At 67.2% G+C, this 19,955-nt stretch carries 26 protein-coding genes; 14 read left to right on the forward strand and 12 right to left on the reverse strand.

Annotated elements, in window-relative coordinates; translation table 11 throughout:
• Positions 1–35 precede the first annotated feature (35 nt).
• Positions 36–809, forward strand: coding sequence for a DarT ssDNA thymidine ADP-ribosyltransferase family protein (locus E6C64_RS02485; protein WP_136426020.1), 774 nt, complete (start codon positions 36–38; stop codon positions 807–809).
• Positions 810–841: 32 nt separating this feature from the next.
• Here E6C64_RS02485 and E6C64_RS02490 read toward each other — a convergent pair whose 3' ends face one another.
• Positions 842–2,317, reverse strand: a complete 1,476-nt coding sequence (locus E6C64_RS02490) for an HNH endonuclease signature motif containing protein (RefSeq protein WP_136426021.1) — start codon at positions 2,315–2,317, stop codon at positions 842–844.
• A gap of 235 nt (positions 2,318–2,552) precedes the next feature.
• On the opposite strand from E6C64_RS02490, the gene E6C64_RS02495 reads away from it, so the two are divergent.
• The 3 genes from E6C64_RS02495 to E6C64_RS19330 are packed head-to-tail and all read left to right on the forward strand — an operon-like array spanning position 2,553 to position 4,359.
• Positions 2,553–3,080, forward strand: a complete 528-nt coding sequence (locus E6C64_RS02495; RefSeq protein WP_136426022.1) for an ArsR/SmtB family transcription factor — start codon at positions 2,553–2,555, stop codon at positions 3,078–3,080.
• Positions 3,077–3,811, forward strand: coding sequence for an MFS transporter (locus tag E6C64_RS19325; RefSeq protein WP_233255417.1), 735 nt, complete (start codon positions 3,077–3,079; stop codon positions 3,809–3,811). Before E6C64_RS02495 ends, E6C64_RS19325 begins: the two co-directional genes overlap by 4 nt.
• Entirely contained in the window at positions 3,790–4,359 is a 570-nt protein-coding gene (locus E6C64_RS19330) for an MFS transporter (RefSeq protein WP_233255418.1), read from the forward strand. The genes E6C64_RS19325 and E6C64_RS19330 overlap by 22 nt, the downstream gene beginning before the upstream one ends.
• Here E6C64_RS19330 and E6C64_RS02505 read toward each other — a convergent pair.
• Complete coding sequence (locus tag E6C64_RS02505; RefSeq protein WP_136426023.1) at positions 4,352–4,930, reverse strand: TetR/AcrR family transcriptional regulator; 579 nt, start codon at positions 4,928–4,930, stop codon at positions 4,352–4,354. The two genes, E6C64_RS19330 and E6C64_RS02505, sit on opposite strands and share 8 nt — an antisense overlap.
• An 86-nt stretch (positions 4,931–5,016) precedes the next feature.
• Here E6C64_RS02505 and E6C64_RS02510 point away from each other — a divergent pair, with 86 nt between their 5' ends.
• Entirely contained in the window at positions 5,017–5,901 is an 885-nt protein-coding gene (locus E6C64_RS02510) for an SDR family oxidoreductase (RefSeq protein ID WP_136426024.1), read from the forward strand.
• Positions 5,902–6,108: 207 nt separating this feature from the next.
• Here E6C64_RS02510 and E6C64_RS02515 read toward each other — a convergent pair whose 3' ends face one another.
• Positions 6,109–7,041: an NADP-dependent oxidoreductase gene (locus tag E6C64_RS02515; RefSeq protein ID WP_136426025.1), complete on the reverse strand. Its 933-nt coding sequence runs from the start codon at positions 7,039–7,041 to the stop codon at positions 6,109–6,111.
• Positions 7,042–7,541: 500 nt separating this feature from the next.
• The gene (locus E6C64_RS02520; RefSeq protein ID WP_233255419.1) at positions 7,542–8,021 is read right to left on the reverse strand and encodes a MarR family winged helix-turn-helix transcriptional regulator; all 480 of its coding nucleotides are present in this window, start codon (positions 8,019–8,021) and stop codon (positions 7,542–7,544) included.
• 158 nt (positions 8,022–8,179) lie between these two features.
• Here E6C64_RS02520 and E6C64_RS02525 point away from each other — a divergent pair, with 158 nt between their 5' ends.
• The 4 genes from E6C64_RS02525 to E6C64_RS02540 all read left to right on the forward strand — a co-directional run bounded on the left by E6C64_RS02525 (position 8,180) and on the right by E6C64_RS02540 (position 12,127).
• Positions 8,180–9,112, forward strand: coding sequence for an SDR family NAD(P)-dependent oxidoreductase (locus E6C64_RS02525; RefSeq protein WP_136426026.1), 933 nt, complete (start codon positions 8,180–8,182; stop codon positions 9,110–9,112).
• Between the two features lie 12 nt (positions 9,113–9,124).
• The gene (locus E6C64_RS02530) at positions 9,125–10,009 is read left to right on the forward strand and encodes an amidohydrolase family protein (RefSeq protein WP_136426027.1); all 885 of its coding nucleotides are present in this window, start codon (positions 9,125–9,127) and stop codon (positions 10,007–10,009) included.
• Positions 10,010–10,055: 46 nt separating this feature from the next.
• Positions 10,056–10,508 (forward strand): MaoC family dehydratase, encoded by a 453-nt coding sequence (locus E6C64_RS02535; protein ID WP_136426028.1) that lies wholly within the window; start codon positions 10,056–10,058, stop codon positions 10,506–10,508.
• Between the two features lie 89 nt (positions 10,509–10,597).
• The gene (locus tag E6C64_RS02540; protein ID WP_136426029.1) at positions 10,598–12,127 is read left to right on the forward strand and encodes an acyl-CoA synthetase; all 1,530 of its coding nucleotides are present in this window, start codon (positions 10,598–10,600) and stop codon (positions 12,125–12,127) included.
• Between the two features lie 398 nt (positions 12,128–12,525).
• On the opposite strand, the gene E6C64_RS02545 is transcribed toward E6C64_RS02540, so the two are convergent.
• Positions 12,526–12,825, reverse strand: coding sequence for a hypothetical protein (locus E6C64_RS02545; RefSeq protein WP_136426030.1), 300 nt, complete (start codon positions 12,823–12,825; stop codon positions 12,526–12,528).
• Positions 12,826–13,097: 272 nt separating this feature from the next.
• Here E6C64_RS02545 and E6C64_RS02550 point away from each other — a divergent pair, with 272 nt between their 5' ends.
• Complete coding sequence (locus E6C64_RS02550) at positions 13,098–13,646, forward strand: peptidase inhibitor family I36 protein (protein ID WP_158437708.1); 549 nt, start codon at positions 13,098–13,100, stop codon at positions 13,644–13,646.
• Positions 13,647–13,743: 97 nt separating this feature from the next.
• Here E6C64_RS02550 and E6C64_RS02555 read toward each other — a convergent pair whose 3' ends face one another.
• From E6C64_RS02555 to E6C64_RS02580, 6 genes are all read right to left on the reverse strand, one after another.
• Positions 13,744–14,262: a hypothetical protein gene (locus E6C64_RS02555; RefSeq protein ID WP_136426032.1), complete on the reverse strand. Its 519-nt coding sequence runs from the start codon at positions 14,260–14,262 to the stop codon at positions 13,744–13,746.
• Positions 14,259–14,891, reverse strand: coding sequence for an RNA polymerase sigma factor (locus E6C64_RS02560; protein ID WP_136426033.1), 633 nt, complete (start codon positions 14,889–14,891; stop codon positions 14,259–14,261). The genes E6C64_RS02555 and E6C64_RS02560 overlap by 4 nt, the downstream gene beginning before the upstream one ends.
• Before the next feature lie 144 nt (positions 14,892–15,035).
• Complete coding sequence (locus tag E6C64_RS02565) at positions 15,036–15,506, reverse strand: group II truncated hemoglobin (RefSeq protein ID WP_136426034.1); 471 nt, start codon at positions 15,504–15,506, stop codon at positions 15,036–15,038.
• Between the two features lie 100 nt (positions 15,507–15,606).
• Positions 15,607–16,191: a GNAT family N-acetyltransferase gene (locus tag E6C64_RS02570; RefSeq protein WP_136426035.1), complete on the reverse strand. Its 585-nt coding sequence runs from the start codon at positions 16,189–16,191 to the stop codon at positions 15,607–15,609.
• Positions 16,188–16,388, reverse strand: a complete 201-nt coding sequence (locus tag E6C64_RS02575; RefSeq protein ID WP_136426036.1) for a hypothetical protein — start codon at positions 16,386–16,388, stop codon at positions 16,188–16,190. The genes E6C64_RS02570 and E6C64_RS02575 overlap by 4 nt, the downstream gene beginning before the upstream one ends.
• A 117-nt stretch (positions 16,389–16,505) precedes the next feature.
• A complete protein-coding gene (locus E6C64_RS02580; protein WP_136426037.1) occupies positions 16,506–17,087 on the reverse strand; it encodes a DUF2510 domain-containing protein in 582 nt (193 codons plus the stop codon).
• A 447-nt stretch (positions 17,088–17,534) separates the two neighbouring features.
• On the opposite strand from E6C64_RS02580, the gene E6C64_RS02585 reads away from it, so the two are divergent.
• The 3 genes from E6C64_RS02585 to E6C64_RS02595 all read left to right on the forward strand — a co-directional run bounded on the left by E6C64_RS02585 (position 17,535) and on the right by E6C64_RS02595 (position 19,191).
• Positions 17,535–17,948 (forward strand): hypothetical protein, encoded by a 414-nt coding sequence (locus E6C64_RS02585; RefSeq protein ID WP_136426038.1) that lies wholly within the window; start codon positions 17,535–17,537, stop codon positions 17,946–17,948.
• Complete coding sequence (locus E6C64_RS02590; protein WP_136426039.1) at positions 17,948–18,544, forward strand: hypothetical protein; 597 nt, start codon at positions 17,948–17,950, stop codon at positions 18,542–18,544. The genes E6C64_RS02585 and E6C64_RS02590 overlap by 1 nt, the downstream gene beginning before the upstream one ends.
• 131 nt (positions 18,545–18,675) lie before the next feature.
• The gene (locus E6C64_RS02595; RefSeq protein ID WP_136426040.1) at positions 18,676–19,191 is read left to right on the forward strand and encodes a hypothetical protein; all 516 of its coding nucleotides are present in this window, start codon (positions 18,676–18,678) and stop codon (positions 19,189–19,191) included.
• 37 nt (positions 19,192–19,228) lie between these two features.
• Here the strand turns inward: E6C64_RS02595 and E6C64_RS02600 are convergent, their stop codons facing one another.
• The gene (locus tag E6C64_RS02600; RefSeq protein WP_136426041.1) at positions 19,229–19,441 is read right to left on the reverse strand and encodes a hypothetical protein; all 213 of its coding nucleotides are present in this window, start codon (positions 19,439–19,441) and stop codon (positions 19,229–19,231) included.
• A gap of 88 nt (positions 19,442–19,529) precedes the next feature.
• Between E6C64_RS02600 and E6C64_RS02605 the strand changes: the two genes are divergently transcribed.
• Positions 19,530–19,877, forward strand: a complete 348-nt coding sequence (locus tag E6C64_RS02605) for a hypothetical protein (protein ID WP_136426042.1) — start codon at positions 19,530–19,532, stop codon at positions 19,875–19,877.
• The last annotated feature ends 78 nt before the right edge of the window (positions 19,878–19,955 follow it).

Consider the following 19,955-nt stretch of genomic DNA (forward strand, 5'->3'; position numbering starts at 1 on the left):
AGGTGCAATAGGCACCGCAAAGGGGAAGATCGCAGTTGGCGGAGTGCATCCACGGTTTCGAAGACGGCTTCTGCGACATCTGCTTCCCGCGGGTCGTGCCTGAGTCGCTGCTCGTCGGCGCCGTCAAGGCGCCCGTTCGCCGCTCGACGGTCAAGCCTCGGGCCGCAGGAACCGGCCGTGCCACGACTCCCGTCGACCCGGTCACCTTCCAGAACCGTCGGGTCTATCACGTCACCCACCTGAGCAACCTCGAGTCGATCCTGCACGACGGCGCCATCAAGGCGGGCGCCAAGCCCGACCTCGATCTGCTCCGCCCCGAGGATCGCGAGATTCGCGGCACCATGGAGATCGTCCCCGGCGAGCCGCTCGGCAACTTCGTGCCGTTCGCGCTCTCGCCGGATGCCGCGTGGTGGGAGGAGATCCGCACCGGCGCCTCGCAGGCTCGCTGGTCGCCCGCCGCCCGCAAGGCCTCACTCACCGAATTCGTCGTGCTGGTCGGGACCATCGGAGCCATCGGCCCCGAAATCGTGTTCAGCGATCGGGATGTCACCCATGTGCTGGCTCGCATCGGCGTCGGGGTCAGTGCCGGATCGGCCTTGACTCGTCGCACGATGAGCGAGGATCCGGATCTGCTGCAGCCCGAGGTGTTCGCACCCGGCTCGTATCCGCTGAGCGACGTGGTGCTGATCGGCCTGCCGAACGAGCCCGTCAAGTCGAAGGTCAAGGACATGATCCGCGAGGTCGGGGGAGCGGCGCCCAAGCTCGCCGTCTACCCGCCCTGGTTCCAGTCGAGCGAGCTCGAGGCGTAGGCAGTCTCACCGCTGAACCTTGACGGAACCGCCTAGAACGGGATGAAGTCGGGGTCGGCGACGGCGTTGGTGTCGTGGTCGTCGTGCACCCACGCGGGGTCCATGCAGGTGAGAGTGGTCGCCGGGTCTTCGAGCGGAAGCAGGTACTCGGGCTCGGTGTCGTAGATCCGGCCGAGTGGTGAGACCCAGTAGATCTTGCGGCTGTAATCGGGCGCAGGGATCATCGTCCAGCCGCCATGGTGCTTGAGCTCATGATCGGGTGGACAGAGCGCGGTGAGGTTCGCCAGTTCGGTCGGGCCGCCCTCGCTGGCCGGAGTCGTGTGGTCCAGGTCGCAGTCCTTGGCGCGACGATTGCAGCCGACTGCTCGGCAGGTGCCGTCGGCCCAGATGACGGCGGCCCGCATCTCGGCGGGCGGCCGATATCGGTCTGTGCCGATCGAGATCGGCGTTCCGTAGTGCGGGTCGGTCAGGATCCGAGTGAATCCGGACGTGGCGCGGGCGATCTTGACCGCCATCGAGGGGGCGATCGGTCCGTATCCTTCGAGAACCGCTGGGGTGAGCCGCTTTCCGGCCGTGTCGCCGCCCTTGGCCAGCTCGATTGCCGTGAGGACCGGAACGGTGATCGAGACCGTGGGGACGATTCCGCGTGCGGACCGCTTCACATCGCGGACCTCGTCACCCTCTTCGGTGACCGACAGCTGCGCATCGCGATCGAGGAGCATGTCGCGCACCACATCAGAGCGGATCTCGCCGACGCCCCGTGCCTCTTCGTCGCCAGCCTTCGCCTTGAGCGCCTGCGCCTGCGCGTTGGTGACGTCAAACGCGGCGTAGGCGTCGACGGCGGACATCGTCACGGAGAAGGTGGCCATGCCGTCTCGCTGGTCGTCGACCCAGCAGTCCCGGTCCTTCATCGCCTCTTCGTGTCGCTCCTCCATCTTCTCGGGCTCGCGGATCTCGACTGCGTTCCGCACCTTCTTCTCGAACTTGCGGAGGGTGAGCTTCTCGGCATGAGGAAGCAACTGCGCCTCGAGGTCGATGCGCACCTGGTCGGGCAGACCGCCGAGGTAGTCGACGAGCACCTTGGCGTGCTGTTCGGTGACCACGCCCGATCGCATCCTGGTGAAGGTCGACGGGAAGAATGCGAGGAGCACCTTGGCCATGCCGAGCTTGTTCTCGACGGTGCTCTTGGGCAGGTTGAACTCCGCCGAGAGCTGCCAGATCAGCGAGCGCCACTTGGGGTCGCTCTCGTCGCCGTCGATCAGGCCGTAGCGCTCCTGCCACGCCTTGCGGAACTCATCCATCTGCTGCAGCTCGAACGCGGCGGCCGAGTGCCTGCTGTGCGAGGCCCAGATCACCATCTCGAGCTTCTGGTCGAGCGGGTCGGCTGAAGGCAACCACGACGACCGGACGGGGATTCCGTTCTCAGCGGAGCGACTGCGGGCCGCCGCACCGGACTCACCAGAGGCGTCCGCGGGGGACTCCTCGGGACCGGTCGGTGCTTCGCTCATGACTACATCGAACACCCACCCTCCGACATCGGAACCGCTGATGAAGCGGCTTGAGCAGCAGAAGTGGGCAACTCACCGGCCTCGGCAAAACAGAGTTTTCGACGATTCACTGTGAGAACCTACGAACGGCAGATCGGGCGACTGACGAAGCCTGCCACGCGTGCACGAAGCTCCGAACGCACTCACCCCCAAAGACACCTTTGATGGATGAGCCGAACGATGCGAGCATGGCGCGATGTCGACCTTGGATGACCTTCGCGCCACCGCGCACCCGATTCGCCTGAGGCTCCTGTCGCTCCTGACTGGCGCGGCCATGAGCGCGGCAGAGGCCGGCCGCGAACTCGGGCTCTCCCAGGCGAGCGCCAGCTATCACCTCCGCGTGCTCGAAAGGGTCGGTCTCGTCACGGTGGTGGAGACCGTCCGTCTGCGCGGGGGCGATGCGAAGCGCTATCGGCACCGGTCGTCCGCTCACCCATTCGATGTCGACGCGTCGCGGCCGCCTGGATCGGAGACCGAGGAAGAGAACGCCGCCAACATCGACGCCATCGTCGAGGAGCTCAGGCGCCGGGCACCGCATCGCATCGATGGCCCGCAGGTCTCGACCGACGCGGAGCTCTGGGTAGATCCGGAGATCTGGCGACGCGTCGTCAAGCACGTAGGCGACGCGTCGGCCCTGCTGCATGCAGCGGCGAAGCCACCGCGAACGCCCGGAACTCAGCCGGTGTCGATGACTGCGGCGCTGTTCGCCCTGCGGCGACCATGACCGGCCGGTCGAGCACCGAGAGGACGAATCGGACACGAGGGGCGCGAGGACCGCTGGCCCATGCCGCATTCCGATGGCTGCTCGCTGCCCGGACGACCGCCGTACTCGGCAACGCCGCCGCGCCGATCGCGTTGGCGTTCGCCGTGCTCGACCTCACCGGATCGCCCGCCGATCTGGGATTGGTGGTCGCCGCACGATCCGTCGCGAGCGTCGCCATCCTCTTGCTAGGGGGAGTGATCGCCGACCGGCTCCCGCGCAGCCTGATCCTCGTGGGAACCTCGATCGCGGCCGCTGCAACCCAGTTCGCCGTCGCTGCACTGGTGCTCACCGGCTCGGCCACCATCCCGGGGCTCGTCGTGCTGAGCGTGCTGAACGGAGCGGTCGCCGCCGTCAGCCTGCCCGCATCGGCGGCCCTAATCCCCGACACCGTACCGCCGCAACTGCTGCGCCCAGCCAACGCTCTCCTCCGCCTCAGCCTCAACGCAGGAACGATAGTAGGAGCGTCGCTGGGGGCCGCCCTTGTCGGGCTCGTCGGTCCCGGCTGGGGTTGGTCGTCGATGCCGCCGGCTTCGCCCTTGCAGGTGCGCTCTTCTCTCGGATGCGTGCTTCTGCAACACCGCCGCAGACCGCCGGTCCACGATCCTCGGTGCTCTCCGATCTCGTCGAAGGGTGGAGCGAGTTCTCGAGCAGACGGTGGGTCTGGATCGTCGTGGCGCAGTTCGCCGTCCTGAACGCCGCATTCGTCGGAGCGACGACGGTATTGGGTCCCGTCGTCGCCGACCGGACCTTCGGGCGGGCGGCATGGGGCCTCGTCGTCGCCGCACAGACCGCCGGTCTCGTGTTGGGGGCGGTTCTCGCTCTCCGCTGGCGACCTTCTCGGCCCCTCGGCATCGCGGTCGGCCTCATGGCTGTTACCGGCATCCCGGTGGCGACGCTTGGAGTCCTCCCCGCCCTACCGGCTCTGATCGTGACGTTCGCCTTGGGAGGAGTCGCGATCGAGATATTCGCGATCGCCTGGGATCAATCGCTGCAAGGCAACATCCGACGCGAGGTGCTGGCAAGGGTCTACTCGTACGACATGGTCGGCTCGTTCATCGCGGTCCCGATCGGCGAGGCGGTCGTCGGCCCGATCGCCCAGCTGGTCGGATCAGAGCGAACGCTCTTGGGCTGTGCGGGTCTCATCGGATCGGCAACGCTCGTGGCGCTGTCGAGCAGGAGCGTGCGTAGGTTGGCCGCTGGCCCCGCGCTGCGAGAGGACGAGGGATGCGCAGCTAGCTGAGCGTCGCGGCGGCCGCTCGAAGCTCGTCGAGTGCAGCCGTGGTCCGGCGAACGAGCGAGGCGCCGTCGTCGTCCGTGCTCGCCGACCACTCCTCGAAGCCATGATGGAAGGCGAGGACGCCCATCTCCGCCGCGAGCCGGGCGACAGCGTCCGGAACTCCTCGCGACCTCAACGCATCGGCCATCGCCTCCGCGAGCCCGACGCTCTTGAGCATGCTGCGCTCCTGCAGCTCGGTGCTCGATGCGACCGCCGCCGTGATGCGCGGACCGAGCTCGTGATTCATGGGGCCCATCGCCTCCGACGCGCGGATCAAGCCAGCAGTCACGGCGTCCAGCGCGCTGGCCTCCGGGGGCGCTTCGGTGATGCCGTCGGCCAGCAGCCGGCTCAGCGTCTCCTGCCCGGCGACCAGCAGTTCGCGCTTGTCGGGAAAGTGGCGGAAGAAGGTGCTCCGGGTCACGCCGGCGCGTTCGGCGATCTGCGCGACCGTCGTCTCGTCGTAGCCCTGCTCGGTGAACAGGTCGACGGCGGCGAGCACGAGTCGTCCCCGCGCGTCCGGCTCCCAGCGTCCCATGCGTCCCATCCTAGGTGATGCGACACAAGTCCCATCAGGTGTTAGCGTGATGAGACAACAGTCCCATCACTCCCCGGAGGTTCCCCATGCAGATCTTCATCACCGGCGGCACCGGTCTCATCGGCTCGGCCGTCACCGCCGAGCTTCTCGGCGCCGGCCATTCCGTGCTCGCCCTCACCCGTTCCGATTCATCGGCAGCAGCGGCCCAGCAGGCCGGAGCCTCGGTCGTCCGCGGCGACCTCAGCGCGCTCGACGTCATCCGCCGCGCAGTCGAGCAGTCCGACGGGGCGATCCATCTCGCGTTCAGCAACGACTTCAGCAGCACCGAGGCCGTCACCGCGTCGATCGTCGAGGAGACCAACGCGATCACGGCCATCGGCGAGATATTCGCCGGCAGCGACAGGCCCTTCGCGGTCGTCTCGGGCACGCCATGGATTCCGGGTCGGTCGTCGACGGAGTCGGATCCGCTGCCCACCGACGGCATCGTCGGCGGACGCGGACGGACCGTCACCGCGACCCTCGCCCTGGCCGAGCGAGGCGTGCGGACGTCTGCGATTCGGATGCCGCGGACCGTGCACAACAACGGAACGGGCGGATTCGCCGGCCTGCTCACGCAGATCGCCCGTCAGTCGGGCGTCTCGGGCTACCCGGGCGACGGCGCTCAGCGCTGGCCGGCCGTCCACGCGCTCGATGCGGCGGTACTGTTCCGTCTCGCTCTCGAGAAGGCGCCGGCCGGAACCTCGTGGCACGCCGTCGGCGACGAGGGTGACGCGGTGAAGGACATCGCGGCGGTCATCGGACGCAAGCTGGGGCTGCCTGTTCAGCAGCTTCCAGAGGAGTCGTTCGGGCCGCTGGGGGAGATCTTTGCCACGGACCAGCCGTCATCGAGTGCCTACACGCAGGCTCAGCTCGGCTGGACGCCGACCCACCTGAGCCTCCTCGACGACCTCGAGGCCAACCTCACCGCCTAGCGCCCATTCGGCTGGTCGAGTAGGCGGGCGAGCGCCGTATCGATGTCCTCGATCACAGGGCCTCGATACGGTCGCAGAGCGACCTACTCGACCAACGGAACTTCCGGTGGCAGAGCCGGGCCGCGAAGCGCCCGCGTCGAAGCCCTCCTGGAATCCCGGTGGCTGAGCCGGGCCGCGAAGCGCCCGCGTCGAAGCCCTCCTGCCGCATCACAGCGGCGGACGCACCTCGAGGACGATCTTGCCGAGCCCGTGCCGCTCGGCCAGTCGCGCATACGCCGCGCGCACCTCGCGCAGCGGATAGCGCGCGTACACCGGCAGCGTCAGCTTTCCCGCGGCGAACCGCTCCGCGAGGTCGAGGAGGGCGGATCGCGAATCGACCGTCGCCATCCCGTTCCCCTTGACGCGGAGCTGCTCGATCGCGGCGAAGTCGGCGATCGTATTGATCCGGTCCCGGGTCACCCCGAGGTCGACGGCCAGCTGCACGTTGCCCGATCCGTGCGCATCGACGAACGCGTCGATCCCATCGGGCGCGGCCGCCCGGATCCGATCCTCCAGGCCATCGCCGTAGGTAACCGGAACGGCGCCGAGCTGGCGCAGGTAGTCATGATTGGACTCGCCGGCGGTGGCGATGACCTTCGCTCCCGCATTCAACGCCAGCTGCGTCACGAGCACGCCGACGCCTCCTGCCGCTCCGGCGACCACCAGCGTCTCGCCCGCCTTCGGCTGGACCGTCTTGATGCACGCGATCGCGGTGGTTCCGGCGACGTACAGCGACCCGGCGGTATCCCAGTCCACCGCGGCCGGCTTGGGGATGACGTGGTCGCTCGGCACGACGACGAACTCGGACTGCGAATTGCGCCAGTCGGAGAACCCGATCACCTCGTCGCCGACCGAGACATCGGTGACGTTGGCGCCCACCGCCGCGACGATCCCCGCGAAGTCGCTGCCCTGCCCGGACGGGAAGGTCGCCGGATAGCGGTCGGCCATCGCACCCTCGCGGATGCCGATCTCACCGGGGTTGATCCCGGCGGAGACGACGGAGACCTTCACGTAGTCATCGTCGACCGGTGCGTCATCCACCTCGACGACATCGAGGACTTCCACTCCGCCGTAGTTGCTGAATCGGACTGCCTTGGGCATCTGCACTCCCTGCTCTGAGGATTCGGGATATCCAGCCTGCCTCTCGAGCCTGAACGGCACGTCCAACCGAGCGGACGAAGCGCTCCGGTGACTGAGCCGGGCCGCAAGCGCCCGCGTCGAAGCCCACGATCGAAAGGGCCTCGATACGGTCGCGGGGCGACCTACTCGACCAACGGGGAGATGTTCGGTGGCTGAGCCGGGCCGCGAAGCGCCCGTATCGAGGCCCTGGATCGCAGGGACCTCGATACGGTCGCGGGGCGACCTACTCGACCAACGGCGTGATGTCCGGTGGCTGAGCCGGGCCGCGAAGCGCTCGCGTCGAAGCCCTCGGTCTAAAGGCCTCGATACGGTCGCGGGGCGACCTACTCGACCGACGGGGAGATGTCCGGTGGCCGAGCCGGGCCGCGAAGCGCCCGCGTCGAAGCCCGCGGTCGCACGGGCCTCGATACGGTCGCTGCGCCACCTACTCGACCAACGGGTGATGGGAGCAGGGCGAAGCCTCAGTCCGGGAAGGCCACCAGGAGCAGGAGCTCGCTCAAGCGCTCGCGCTGGTCGGGGGAGAGGTGGGAGTGCAGGTCCCGCTCGGCGGCCCGGACCGCGTCGTGGGCCGAGCGGAACAGCTCGCGGCCCTCGTCCGTCATCACGACGACATTGGTGCGGCGGTCCGTGGGATCGGGGTCGCGCTTGACGAGCCCGCGGGTCTGCAGGTCGTCGATCAGCGATACGACCTGGCTGGGATCCAGCCGCAGATGCTCGGCGATGTCGCGCTGCGAGGGACGGATGTCATCCGCCACCAGAGCGAGGATCGAGTAGGACCGCACCCGCAGATTGAACGGAGCGAGCGCCGCGTGACCGGCCGACAGCGACAGCGCGTTGGCCCGCGCGAGGAGGAAGCTGACGTCGTCCTTCAGCGCGGATGCCCGCATCCGATCCGTCGCGGACGCGCCCGAATCACCTGCGACGTCCCGGCTGCTCTTCACGGGGCGATCCTAGATGAATTGCCGAACTAAATCATTGACTTGTTCAACGATTGTGCGTAGGAATGAATCGCGGCGGGCAGCGAGATGCCCGCCGTCCCTGGACAACTGATCCACCCGCCCCATTTCCACGGGCGAGAACCACACACGAAGGAGTGCTCATGGCGCTGGATGGCAAGGTCGCGATCGTCACAGGATCGGGCCGCGGCCTCGGGCTGGCCTACGCCGCCGAGCTGGCGCGACAGGGCGCTGCCGTCGTCATCAACGACGTCGACGCGCAGACCGCCGCCGACGCGGTGTCCTCCATCGAAGCCGCCGGAGGCCGCGCCGTCGCCGTCGTCGCGCCCGTCGGATCCACCGAGACCGCGAAGGCGCTCGTCGCGGCAGCCGTCGAGAACTACGGCCGCCTCGACATCCTCGTCACCAACGCCGGCGTCCTCCGCGACACCGTGCTCTGGAAGATGAGCGACGACGACTTCGACACCGTGATCAACGTGCACCTCCGGGGCACTTTCACCGCCGTCCGCGAGGCCGTGCTGCAGATGCGCGAGCAGAACAGCGGCGGACGGATCATCTGCATCGGATCGCCCACCGGTCAGCGCGGCAACTTCGGCCAGACCAACTACTCGGCCGCCAAGGCCGGCATCGTCGGCATGGTGCGCACCTGGGCGCTCGAGCTCAAGCGAGCCGGCATCACCGCCAACGCCGTCATCCCCGTCGCCGCCACGGCCATGACGGCCACCGTGCCGTACTTCGCCGCGGCCGTCGAGGCGGACGCCGCGGGTGAGGCCATGCCCGCCTTCTTCCGCCACGACCTGGGCTTCGGAACGTCCGACGACGTCGCCGGCCTCGTCGCTTACCTCGCCTCCGACGCCGCGGCAGACGTGACCGGCCAGGCCATCGGCGTGGGCGGCGACCGCCTGCAGCTCTGGTCGCACCCCGAGGCAGTGGTCACCGCGTACCACGACGGCGGCTGGAGCACCGAGGCTCTCGAGGAGTCGTTCCCGGTCGAGTTCGGCTCGCAGCTGCAGACGGTGGGGGAGAAGTTCCCGCCCCTGCCCGACGACCTCCAGCGCCCCGCACCCACGGCCTGAGCCCCGCCGCCGATGACTCGCTACGAAGCCGCGATCGACGTCGACTCGCTCACCGCGATCGATGTCCACGTGCACATCGAGACCGACGATCACGGGCACTCCTCCCTGCCGGGCGAGCTCCGCGAGGCCGCCGCGAAGTACTTCAGCGCCAGCGGACTGCAGACCGACCTCGACGGCGTCGCGAGCTACTACCGCGAGCGCAAGATGGCGGCCGTGGTCTTCACCGTCGACGCGACCACCCGGCTCGGCCACCCCGCCATCTCCAGCGCCGACATCGCGACCGGTGCCCTGCGCAACAACGATGTGCTGATCCCATTCGGCTCCGTCGACCCGTTGCAGGGCGCGGCGGCGATCGAGTCGGCACGCCGGCTCGTGGGGGAGAGCGGCGTCAAGGGCTTCAAGTTCCACCCGACCGTGCAGGGCTTCGACCCGAGCGACGAGACCTACTACCCGCTGTACGCGGCGCTGCAGGAGCTCGGCATGGTCGCGCTGTTCCACACCGGTCAGACGGGGATCGGCGCGGGCCTGCCCGGCGGTTACGGCTTCCGGCTCGGCCTCTCGAACCCGATCCTGCTCGACCCGGTCGCGGCGGACTTCCCCGAGCTGCAGATCATCATGGCCCACCCCTCCGTGCCCTGGCAGGAGGAGGCCCTCTCGGTCGCGACCCACAAGTCGAACACCTGGATCGACCTCTCTGGCTGGAGCCCCAAGTACTTCCCGGCCGAGCTGGTGCGCTACGCCAACACCATCCTCAAGCGGCGCGTGCTGTTCGGCTCGGACTACCCGATGCTGACGCCGGACCGCTGGATCGACGACGCCGCGAAGACCGCGCTCAAGCCCGAGGTGATGCCCGGCATCATGCGGGACAACGCCGCCCGGCTGCTCGGACTCACGTGAGCCGCAGGCTCTCACCTACTTCGAACCTCACCCCGAAAGGCACACCATGACCACCACGATCGCCTACTCCGACGCCGCGGGCCTCGCCGGCACCGAACTCGGCTACACCGAGTGGCTCGAGGTCACCCAGGACCGGATCAATCTCTTCGCCGACGCCACCGACGACCACCAGTGGATCCACGTCGACCCCGAGCGCGCGAAGGACGGCCCCTTCGGCACCCCGATCGCCCACGGCTTCCTCACCCTGTCGCTGGCCGTCAAGTTCTGGTCCGAGTTGTTCGACCTCACCGATGTCACCACTAAGGTCAACTACGGCCTCGACAAGGTGCGCTTCGTCTCGCCCGTGACGGTCGGATCCAAGGTACGGATGACCGCGGTCATCGCCGAGGTGACCGAGGTCAAGGGCGGCTACCAGTTCGCGGTCGACCAGACCATCGAGATCGAGGGCGGCAGCAAGCCGGCCCTCGTCGCGCGCGGCCTGTACCGCTTCTACGCCTGACCGCCCGCGCCCGACTGGCGCGGCACGCCTGACGAACCTGCGCACACAGCGCTGAGCGCCACTCTCGCAACCCTCGACGAGGAGGACCCATGTATGACGACGGACTCGGTGGCTGGATGGCCACCCGCCGCGCCAAGACGCCCGCCAAGATCGCGCTGATCTTCGGCGAGGGCTCGTCGATGACGTACGGCCAGCTCGCCGACGGCGCCGATCGGGTGGCGGGTCTGCTGTGGTCTTCGGGCATCCACCCGGGGGACCGCGTCGCCTTCATGGGGGAGAACAGCCCCGAGTTCGTCCAGGTGCTGTTCGGTGCGATGCAGGTGGGTGCCGTCTTCGTGCCGATCAACACCCGCCTCGCACCGCCCGAGGTCGCGCACGTCATCTCGGACTCCGGAGCACGGCTGCTCATCCATGAGCCCGACTTCTTCGCACGGGTCGAACCCGCGATCGCGGCATCCGCCGAGCTGACCGCCATCGTCACCGGAGATGGTCAGGATGGCCGGCCCGGCCTGAACGAGCTTCTCGTCGACGCTCGTCCGGCCCCGGCGGTCACCGGTCGGTCGCTCAGCGATCCCGCGGCGATCATCTACACCTCCGGAACCACGGGTCGAGCGAAAGGCGCCGTCCTCTCGCACCAGAACCTCACCTGGGTCGCACTCAACACCCTGGTCGACTACGACATCGTCTCGACGGACGTCGCACTCATGATCTCGCCGCTGTTCCATGTCGCCTCGCTCGGCATGGGCCTGCTGCCGGCAGTGCTCAAGGGCGCGACGCTCGTGCTCGAGCGCGGCTTCGACGCCGGCCGGGCGCTCGGACTGATCCAGCGCTACGGCGTCACGATGCTGAGCGGAGTGCCGACGACCTACCAGCTGATGGCGGATCATCCCGACTGGGCCACCACCGATGTGTCCACCCTGGCGAAGCTCACCTGCGGCGGATCTGCGGTCCCGACGCGCATCCTCAACGCGTATGAGGAGCGCGGCCTGTCGTTCTCGCAGGGCTACGGGATGACCGAGACCTCCCCGGGTGCCACGTCACTCGCGCCGACCATGACGCGGGCCAAGCAGGGCAGCGTCGGACTGGCGCACTTCTTCACCTCGGTGCGGGTCACGGATGAAACCGGCACCCCGGCGCCGGTGGGGACGGTGGGGGAGATCGAGATCACCGGTCCGAACGTCTTCTCCGGCTACCACGGGCTGCCGGACGCCACCGCGGCCGCGTTCTCGCCCGACGGCTGGTACCGATCGGGTGACCTCGGCTACCTCGACTCGGACGGCTACCTATTCATCTCCGATCGGCTGAAGGACATGATCATCTCGGGCGGCGAGAACATCTATCCGGCGGAGGTCGAGAACCTCATCAACGACATCGAGGGCGTGACCGGTGTCGCCGTCATCGGCGTGCCCGACGACCAATGGGGCGAGGTCCCGTGGGCCGTGCTGACGGTTGTCGGCGACTCGGTGCCGACCACGGAGTCGGTCCGGGCCCACCTGGACGGCAAACTGGCCCGCTACAAGCTGCCCCGCAACGTCCTGGTCGTGGACGAACTCCCACGCACAGCCACAGGCAAGATCCGCAAGGCCGACCTGCGCTCCGCGCTCGCCCCTCGCAAGTAGCTCCACCCCACCCGTTGGTCGAGTAGGCCCCCGCCGAAGGCAGGGCCGTATCGAGGCCGGTTGCCGCAAGTACAACCCCGGCAACCGGGCTTCGACACGGCCGCTACGCGCCCGGCTCAGCCACCGGTGTTGTTGCCTTGGTCGAGGATGCCCGCCGCCTCTTTCGTTGGTCGAGTAGGCCCACGCCGAAGGCAGGGCCGTATCGAGGCCCACTCGGCCGGGCTTCGACAGGCGCGCTGCGCGCCCGGCTCAGCCACCGGAGTTGCGTTGGTCGAGGAGGCCCCCGCCTCTTTCGTTGGTCGAGGAGGCCCCCGCCGAAGGCAGGGCCGTCTCGAGACCGGCTGCCGAAGCACCGAGCTCACGCGGCCGGCCTTCAAAACGGCCCTTAGACGCCCGCCTCACCCTCCCGTGACCTCGTTGCCCCCATCCACCCCAGCCGACCGCAGCAGCATTTCCGCCACGAAGTCCGGCGCGGGGTGCAGCTCGCTTTCCGGCTCCTCGACCCGCCGACTCGAGATGTCGACCGTCGGGTGCAGATGGATGCTCACCGTCTGAGTGCTCCCCGTGGTGCTGAGCGTAGGCACGCTCACTACGTCCGACCTCCCCATGCGAGAGAGCGTGAGGACGTAGTTCATCAGCGCCACCGCCACCTCGTCGGTGACGAGGAGGTCTTCGCCCGCGTATCGGATGTAGTGCATGCTCCGCCTCTCAGGTCCAACGCGAGGGTGCCCGCGTCCCGTCGAGGGGTAACGACTCCGCCCTGTTCGGGAACAGCCACAGCACCCCTCACCACGGAGATGTCCGGCTGAAGCGGTCGGGTTCCCTTTTTCTCGGAACACGCCGCAGCCCCGCAAAAAGCCGTCTGTCGCACGGCATTTCCGGAACCGCGTCAGCCCGCTCGGACATCCCTCTGCTGGAGGCGAACCTCTCGCCTCCACCGATGAGAGGGATGCACGTGAAAAGAACACGAATGATCGCCGCGACCGCGGCGGTCCTGCTGATCCAGCTGAGTCTGGTGGCGGCACCGGCCACAGCGGCGGTCGCGGATCGCACCAGAACCGTCGAGCACTGCGCAATCGAAGTCCCGTCCGACGACACTGAGACAACCACGGATTCCGACACCGCCGACCTGCAGCCCGTCTGCTTCTTCACCGAGGAGGAGGTCGAGGCGTACATCGAGGAGTCCGCGAATGCCGGGCGCGGATCGGGAGCCTCGGTCGCCGCCGCTTCGGTCGTTCTGGGCGTCGTCTACAAGGACATCAACTACGGCGGCAGCAGCCTGACCCTGTTCGCGAGCAGCGACTGCAACGGGACGACGCACGGGTTTCCGACCCTCTCGTCGGGCTGGGACAACAGCATCAGCTCCGCCAAGGGCAGCTCGACCTGCTGGCTCACGCTCTACACGGCGACCAGCTACGGGGGCAGCAGGCTGAACTGCACCCCGAACTGCGCCAGCATCGGCTCCTGGAACGATCAGGTCAAGTCGATCATCTTCCGTCAGACCGGCCTGTACGGCTGAGTTCGTCAGCGGAGGCCGCCGCCCATTCGGTGGCTGAGTAGGCGCCCGCCGAAGGCAGCGCCGTATCGAAGCCCGCCCGGGTAGCGCCCGGACGACCTCACGGCTCGATTGGTGCGAGCCCGATCGATTCGCAGATGCCGGCCCGACCAGGGACCACGGCGGCGCTTCCATCGGACATCACGCACACCGTGAGGTCGTCCGGCACCGTTCCAGACCCATTAGGGGTGGCGACCGGGTCGAACCCGGGCTGAAGCACGCCCTGCCGCCACATGTCGGAGCAGACGGCGATCGCGTCATCGATCCGGCCGGCCCCGACGCTGTCTGCGCTGATAGCGCTGGCAGACCCGGGCAGGCTCCCGTCGGCATTCCGCTCCGCACTGCTGGCACACTGCACGATGGTCTTGTCGGTGACGGTCTGCCCGTTCAGCAGCACTGCACCGGCGGTCGTCCCCGCAAGCACGAGCGAGCCTGCGAGCACGGACACGATGGCGATCCGGCGTCGACGCGTGTGCGATTCGGTCTGTGGGCTTGTGCGGACGTTCTCGAGCAGCATCGCCTCGATGGCGTCGACGCGGTCCGGACGCATCGTGGGCCCGGATTCGGGGGAGCGGGTCATGCGTTCTCCTCCGGCACCAGGTTGATGAGGGCGTGTTGGGCGAAATCGGGGCTGGACTGCAGATGCTTCTGTAGCCTCTCGCGAGCGCGATGCAGGCGGGACTTGACCGTGCCGATGGGGATGTCGAGCACAGCGGCCGCCGCGGCCAGCGGCATCTCCTCGACGAGGCACAGCTCGAGGACTATCTGATCATTCCTCGACAAGCTCTGCATTGCTCGACTTATGGAGGCACCCATGAGCTCGCGGTCGATTCGCTCGTCGACGGCGCTCGTCGGATCCGCCGTCTTCGTCGAGTCGTGCACGCTGTGGAGCAGCCGCCGGTAACGACGGGCGGAACGGGCGGTGTTCAGGGTGACGTAGGTGGTGACCGTGAGCAGCCAGGGCAGGATCGATCCCTCGACGATGCGCACTTTGGCACGATTACGCCACGCTTCGAGGAAGACGATCGCGACGATGTCCTCGGCGTCCGCGACGTCCTGCACGCGGGCGTATGCCTTGCGGAAGACCCGCGTCTGATGGCGCCGGAAGAGTGCGGCGAACGAGGCTTCGGTGCCGCTGGTGGCTTCGAGCCACAGCACGGCGTCGCTGTTCTGCGTCATCGCAGAGGCGAGTTCCGCATCCTCAAGCACGCCCTCATCATCCCAGACCCCGCGCCCCACCTCGTTGGTCGAGCGGACCGCCTGCGCCCGTATCGAGGCCCTCGCACCCACCCGGTGGCTGAGCCGGGCGCGCAGCGCCCGTGTCGAAGCCCGCCCACCCGCGGTCCGAAGTCCTCAGCTTTCGCGCGCCCCAGACCCGCCGACCAGCCCGTCCCACGACCACCGCGGGATCGCGAGCCCATCCGGCACCGCATCGGGTGAATCCGGATACCGAGCCATGGTGCTCGTCGTCGCCCAGCTGAAGTAGTCGCGCAGCACTCGATGCAAACGAGTGTCCTCGTCGATTCCCACATCGGTCAGCGCTTGGTCGAAGCAGGCGATCGCCCGCTCGTCCATTTCCTGGTGCTCGCCATTGCCGCTGTGCATGCGGACCACGGACGTCTCGCCGCCGACGGACTCGGAGAACGTCGCGGGACCGCCGAGCGCCTCGGCCCAGTAGGCCGACAGCCGTTCGACGTGCTCCGGGTGATAGCCGTGGCTGAAAGCGTGACTGACCACCTCGTCGGCCATCACTCGCGCGTGCCAGGCACGCGCGAGCGCGACGAGACCGTCCTTGCCACCCGCTGCTTCGTAAAGCGTCTGCACGCAGCAACGATGTCACTCCGCGGCCACGAAGTGAATGGCCCTGCCGTTTCGCGGGGTATCGGTGGCTGAGCCGGCCGCGAAGCGCCGCGTCGAAGCCCGCCTACAGAGTGAGCCGCACGAATGCCCGCCGCTCCCTCGGCCGCGCCAGCACCTCGAACCCCGCCGCCTCGAACACCGACAACGGTCCGTGATACAACTCGGCGCTCGTGACCCCGGCCCCCGCCTCGACGGGAAACGCCTCGATCACCCGCGCACCATTCGCCCGTGCATGCTCCACAGCCCCCGCGAGCAGCGTCGACGCGATGCCCTTCCGCCGTTGCCCGACCCGCACCACGAAGCACGACACCACCCAGGTGTCGTCTGCCCCGACCGATGGATCGACATCCGCGACAGCTGGCTTGGTCACGATCCGCCGATATGCCGCCCGCGGCTCGATCGCCACCCAGCCGGCGGGCTCATCGTCCGAGTAGGCCAGCAGTCCGGGTCCGGCCCCCTTGGCCGCGCGCGCCTCGTCGACCTGGTCGCACAGCGACCGCTCAAAGCTCGTGCGGTCACCTGCCTTCCAGTTCGCGGCGTCGACCTTGAAGAACTGACACCAACAGCTCGATGGGTCGCCACGAGTCCCGAATACTGTCCGCACGTCGTCCCATGGCGCATCGACGACGGGGACGACGCGGACGCTCACTGGTCAGCTCCGCAGACTCCGCACCGCAGACTCGGCTGGTCGTCGGTGACCATGCACCCACCGAGGCTGACCTCGCCCCGGCCCGCCTTCTCAAACAGCTCTCCCGCGGGGAAGCCGTAGACGATCGGAATCCAGTCGTTTGCTCCGCACACGTCGCACACGTCGCAGAGGTCGCGGGGCTCGTCGATCGCGCGCATGGGTCTCCTTTTCGAGGAAACCCATTGAACAGCGGACCTACGACATTCCCTCGCAATGCCAGCGCGCACCAATCAGATGTGCGCGTCGCTGAGTACGCGCGAGCCGCGCGCATCTTGCTACTGCAGCCGTCGGGCGACCTCGACGCTGATGAAGATCACGCCGAGGACGATCGTCGCTCCGCCCACGATCAGGCCGGCGATGGCGTGACCTCGACCGAGGGGAAAGCCGCGGGTGCGCGCAAGCGTGCTGCTCTTGCTCAGCCCGATCGCCGAGAAGATGATGCCCACGATCGATGGAATGAACCAGCCGCTGAAGATCATGCCGACCAGAGCTAGGACGATGCCGGTCCAGGCCAACGGGTTCGCTCGACGGACCTCACGGTCGCGGTCGCCGCGCTTCGCCGGACGCTGATACAGGGCGTGCGTGGGCACCCGGACCTGCATCGGAACGTACGCCGCAGCGGCGGCCGCTTGCTCAGGGGCGTAGGCGGGCAGCTCGAACCCCGGAGCCTGATAGGCAGGCGCCTGGTACGCGGGCGTCTGGGTAGGGGCCACGTATCCGGTGGCAACAGGATTCTCGACCTCAGCCGGCCTGGGCTCGGTCTGTCGAGACCAGGCCGCGCCGTCCCACCAGCGGATGAGGTCGGCGTCGCGTGGGTCTTGGTACCAGCCGGGTGCCACAGCGAGCTGTTCTGTCATGCGTCGATTCCCCCGAATTCGTTGATCAATTCAACGTATGGGTGGGCGGACAGGTGGTCGACCCCCAGGGCGGGCGACAAAATGCCTGATCCGAGACTGTCTAGTTCACGCCAGCACAGGCGGACACAGGTCCTGCCCGCGGGCCGCCATTTGTCAGGCCTACGGTCACAAAAGCGCCGCCCTCGCGATTGGAAGCTCACCCAGCGCCGCAACCGCGCCGAGCGAGAGCGTTGGCACGCAAGCGTCACTGGTTCGATCCCAGTATCGCCCACTTGCAAATACCCTGATGGGGCTGGTGATTCCGGCCCCATCTGTGTTTCCATGCCACCTAGGTGCCATTTAGCGCCCGTTTCCACTTCAACTTCCGCATGGGTTTTTTCACCGAGAACCGCAAACCGGATGCTGGCGGTCCGCAGATTAAGGCCTCGGCTCACCTAGCATCTGGGCATGCCAGTGCTGATCACCTGCCCGACCTGCGGTGCTGAGGTCCGACTACTGCCTGATGGTCACGTGAAGGTCCATCGCATTGGTGGCGCCCTTTGCAGCTTCGTCCGTACCGCGAGCAGTGCCTCTGTCGGCCAGGAGAACCCGTTCGCCGACCCAGTAAAGCGGCAGGCACTCCAAGAGCGGCGTGCGCTGCTAAAGGTGCAGGAAGCCGCGGCGAAGGAACGCGAGAAGCGGTCCAAGGAACTTCGCAAGAAGCGGGCGCAGGCCGACAAGGCTCTTCGTGACAAGCTCCAGCTCAAACAGAAGATCGACGGCCTCACAAGAACCGATCGGCGGAAGCGTAAGAAGACCAAAGGCGGCGGGAGTGTCTGGACCATATCCGGCGGTTTGCCGAGCCTGGGAAAGAGGAACTAGTGCCCGTTCACTCAGTCGCTTTCGTCATTCCCCCCGAGATTCAGGCGGGCTTGCTCACCGGGGATCTGATCCGTTACGGCGGCGTCGTCCGGAACATTGCCGGCCAACTGGTCATACACCTGAAAGAAGTCCCGCTCACTCAAAGTGGACGGGAGACTGCGCGTCGTATGTCGGGCACCGTCAGGAATCCCTACGTGCTCGCTGCCGCGGGGTTAGGCGTGGTGGTCATCTCTGGCATTGCGGGCCTAGTGCTGCGCAAGCACAGGAGAGCACAGTCCCTGGTTGACCGCTACAACGCCTCGTTCGCCGCATATCTGGAAGCTGCACAAGGGGGCGCGCTTGAACAAAGCTCCATCGAGCGGTTGATCGCTGACCTCGACGCCGTCATAGCGGCCGCTGCAGGTGGCAAGGTCACGCTCGGCTTGTCGACCAAGCGATCGGATACTTTGGTCAACCTAATTGCGGACTACACACGGCAGCTTGCCGTCGCGAATGCGGTGCAGCTGCCTGCAGCCATAGCCCCTCGAGCCAATTCGGTGGTGAGCTTGCGTGGCTATTTGGAGATGCAGCGCCAAATCTTCAGAGACGCTGCCTAGCTCAGGTCGTCGCGTGCGGACGGCCATCTAAGCTCCTCCGCTCGAGCATCGATTGAGGCGGAAATACCCAGATGGCGAGTCACTCGGTGAGGGGTTCCTAGTGGCTGACCACCAGCGCTTACCGTGCTGGCATGAGACATCATCGTCTGCTCGTCGTTGGCGTCGCGTTCATCGCAGTCGCGTCGCTGGCAAGCTGCGCGACGGGGCCGAGCAAAGCGGAGCTGGCATGCACGGAGATTGCCGACGTGATCGCGGCGAACAATTCCCAGACCGAGGCCCTGCAGGACTATCTCGCTTCGGGCTCCTACGTCGGCACCTCCACCGATGAGCTCCGATGGGCTGCGTTTGAAGATTTGGCGACTGACATCTACTACGTGTCAGTGCCCGCACAGCTTTCCGCTGACAAGAACCGCTTGGTTGAACAGACCCGCTGGGTCGCCAACGTAGGTAGGCGCTTCGTGCCGCCGGATATCGTCGAGTCGTCAGGCGCAACCAATTGGCGGGACGAAGGCAGCGGGGGCGACCCGTTCCACACGCCCTCCTACCTGGAGACGACGGACGCGCAGCAGGTGACGGAGGCCGGCGATGCGATGAAGGCGGCTGCGCTTCAGCTTGCTCAGACGTGCAACTCGCTCGTAGACGACTGAGCCCGCAAGCTGTACATCTGACCGCCGAGGATCACGGCTAAAACGGCGGTTGCGGCTTCTTGGGGGTTATGAACACGGCCGGTCCATCGTCATCGCTGAATGGCCAGAATCCTTCTGGTCCAAAGTCAGGTCCGCCCGCAAGCAGCACGTTGGCCCGGATATCGGCCGGCAGCTCCTCGCAGATGTGCTCGCGTAGGTAGTCCCGCGTCGCCTCGTCGAGCTTCAGCCACCACTTGGAGATGTGCACCATGCGGTGAGCCTGCCAGACATTGGCTAGGAGTCCGAGGCCTACGGTGCGGTTGATAAGCGGCTCGCTTCTGATCTCGCATCATGGAGCCATGGGACTTTTCAAGTCACCCGAAGAACGCGACGCGGCTCAATCGCGGAAGGCAGAGGCGAGGTGGGCTGCATCTCCCATCGGTAAGGCTACTGCGGCAGCGCGGGAGGGCCGAAGACTCCTCGAACTTGAGTTCGACCGGGATGCAAAAGACGATGCGGCTGACCTCGAATCGATCGAGGCTCTCGGCTGGCGAGTCGAGTTCGCAAGCTACTACTTCGTTCCGAACCACCAATCGGATAACAGCATCTCAGGCGCAACTCGGGCTAGGTATCTCTTCAGATGGACGAGCGGTACGGGTTCGAAACTGGCAGTCGAGACGGTGACGGACGTTTCATCTACGATTTGAACCGTCGGTCGCGTACGGCGGCCGTTAGGTGCGGGGCCGGCCGCTCGAGTTCGGGAGCACCGTGCGCCGCGACGAGAC

Source organism: Naasia lichenicola (assembly GCF_004801885.1).
In the GTDB taxonomy this organism is placed as follows: domain Bacteria; phylum Actinomycetota; class Actinomycetes; order Actinomycetales; family Microbacteriaceae; genus Naasia; species Naasia lichenicola.

What these genes read in the sequence shown, in the direction of transcription:
- E6C64_RS02600 (WP_136426041.1), bottom strand. Translation starts at nt 19,441, where the DNA reads ATGGTGCACATCTCCAAGTGGTGGCTGAAGCTCGACGAGGCGACGCGG.
- E6C64_RS02575 (WP_136426036.1), bottom strand. Translation starts at nt 16,388, where the DNA reads ATGCGCGCGATCGACGAGCCCCGCGACCTCTGCGACGTGTGCGACGTG.
- E6C64_RS02495 (WP_136426022.1), top strand. Translation starts at nt 2,553, where the DNA reads ATGTCGACCTTGGATGACCTTCGCGCCACCGCGCACCCGATTCGCCTG.
- E6C64_RS02530 (WP_136426027.1), top strand. Translation starts at nt 9,125, where the DNA reads ATGACTCGCTACGAAGCCGCGATCGACGTCGACTCGCTCACCGCGATC.
- E6C64_RS02545 (WP_136426030.1), bottom strand. Translation starts at nt 12,825, where the DNA reads ATGCACTACATCCGATACGCGGGCGAAGACCTCCTCGTCACCGACGAG.
- E6C64_RS02595 (WP_136426040.1), top strand. Translation starts at nt 18,676, where the DNA reads ATGAGACATCATCGTCTGCTCGTCGTTGGCGTCGCGTTCATCGCAGTC.
- E6C64_RS02555 (WP_136426032.1), bottom strand. Translation starts at nt 14,262, where the DNA reads ATGACCCGCTCCCCCGAATCCGGGCCCACGATGCGTCCGGACCGCGTC.
- E6C64_RS02550 (WP_158437708.1), top strand. Translation starts at nt 13,098, where the DNA reads ATGATCGCCGCGACCGCGGCGGTCCTGCTGATCCAGCTGAGTCTGGTG.
- E6C64_RS02535 (WP_136426028.1), top strand. Translation starts at nt 10,056, where the DNA reads ATGACCACCACGATCGCCTACTCCGACGCCGCGGGCCTCGCCGGCACC.
- E6C64_RS02540 (WP_136426029.1), top strand. Translation starts at nt 10,598, where the DNA reads ATGTATGACGACGGACTCGGTGGCTGGATGGCCACCCGCCGCGCCAAG.
- E6C64_RS02580 (WP_136426037.1), bottom strand. Translation starts at nt 17,087, where the DNA reads ATGACAGAACAGCTCGCTGTGGCACCCGGCTGGTACCAAGACCCACGC.
- E6C64_RS02605 (WP_136426042.1), top strand. Translation starts at nt 19,530, where the DNA reads ATGGGACTTTTCAAGTCACCCGAAGAACGCGACGCGGCTCAATCGCGG.
- E6C64_RS02510 (WP_136426024.1), top strand. Translation starts at nt 5,017, where the DNA reads ATGCAGATCTTCATCACCGGCGGCACCGGTCTCATCGGCTCGGCCGTC.
- E6C64_RS02525 (WP_136426026.1), top strand. Translation starts at nt 8,180, where the DNA reads ATGGCGCTGGATGGCAAGGTCGCGATCGTCACAGGATCGGGCCGCGGC.
- E6C64_RS02585 (WP_136426038.1), top strand. Translation starts at nt 17,535, where the DNA reads ATGCCAGTGCTGATCACCTGCCCGACCTGCGGTGCTGAGGTCCGACTA.
- E6C64_RS02515 (WP_136426025.1), bottom strand. Translation starts at nt 7,041, where the DNA reads ATGCCCAAGGCAGTCCGATTCAGCAACTACGGCGGAGTGGAAGTCCTC.
- E6C64_RS02490 (WP_136426021.1), bottom strand. Translation starts at nt 2,317, where the DNA reads ATGAGCGAAGCACCGACCGGTCCCGAGGAGTCCCCCGCGGACGCCTCT.
- E6C64_RS19325 (WP_233255417.1), top strand. Translation starts at nt 3,077, where the DNA reads ATGACCGGCCGGTCGAGCACCGAGAGGACGAATCGGACACGAGGGGCG.
- E6C64_RS02505 (WP_136426023.1), bottom strand. Translation starts at nt 4,930, where the DNA reads ATGGGACGCTGGGAGCCGGACGCGCGGGGACGACTCGTGCTCGCCGCC.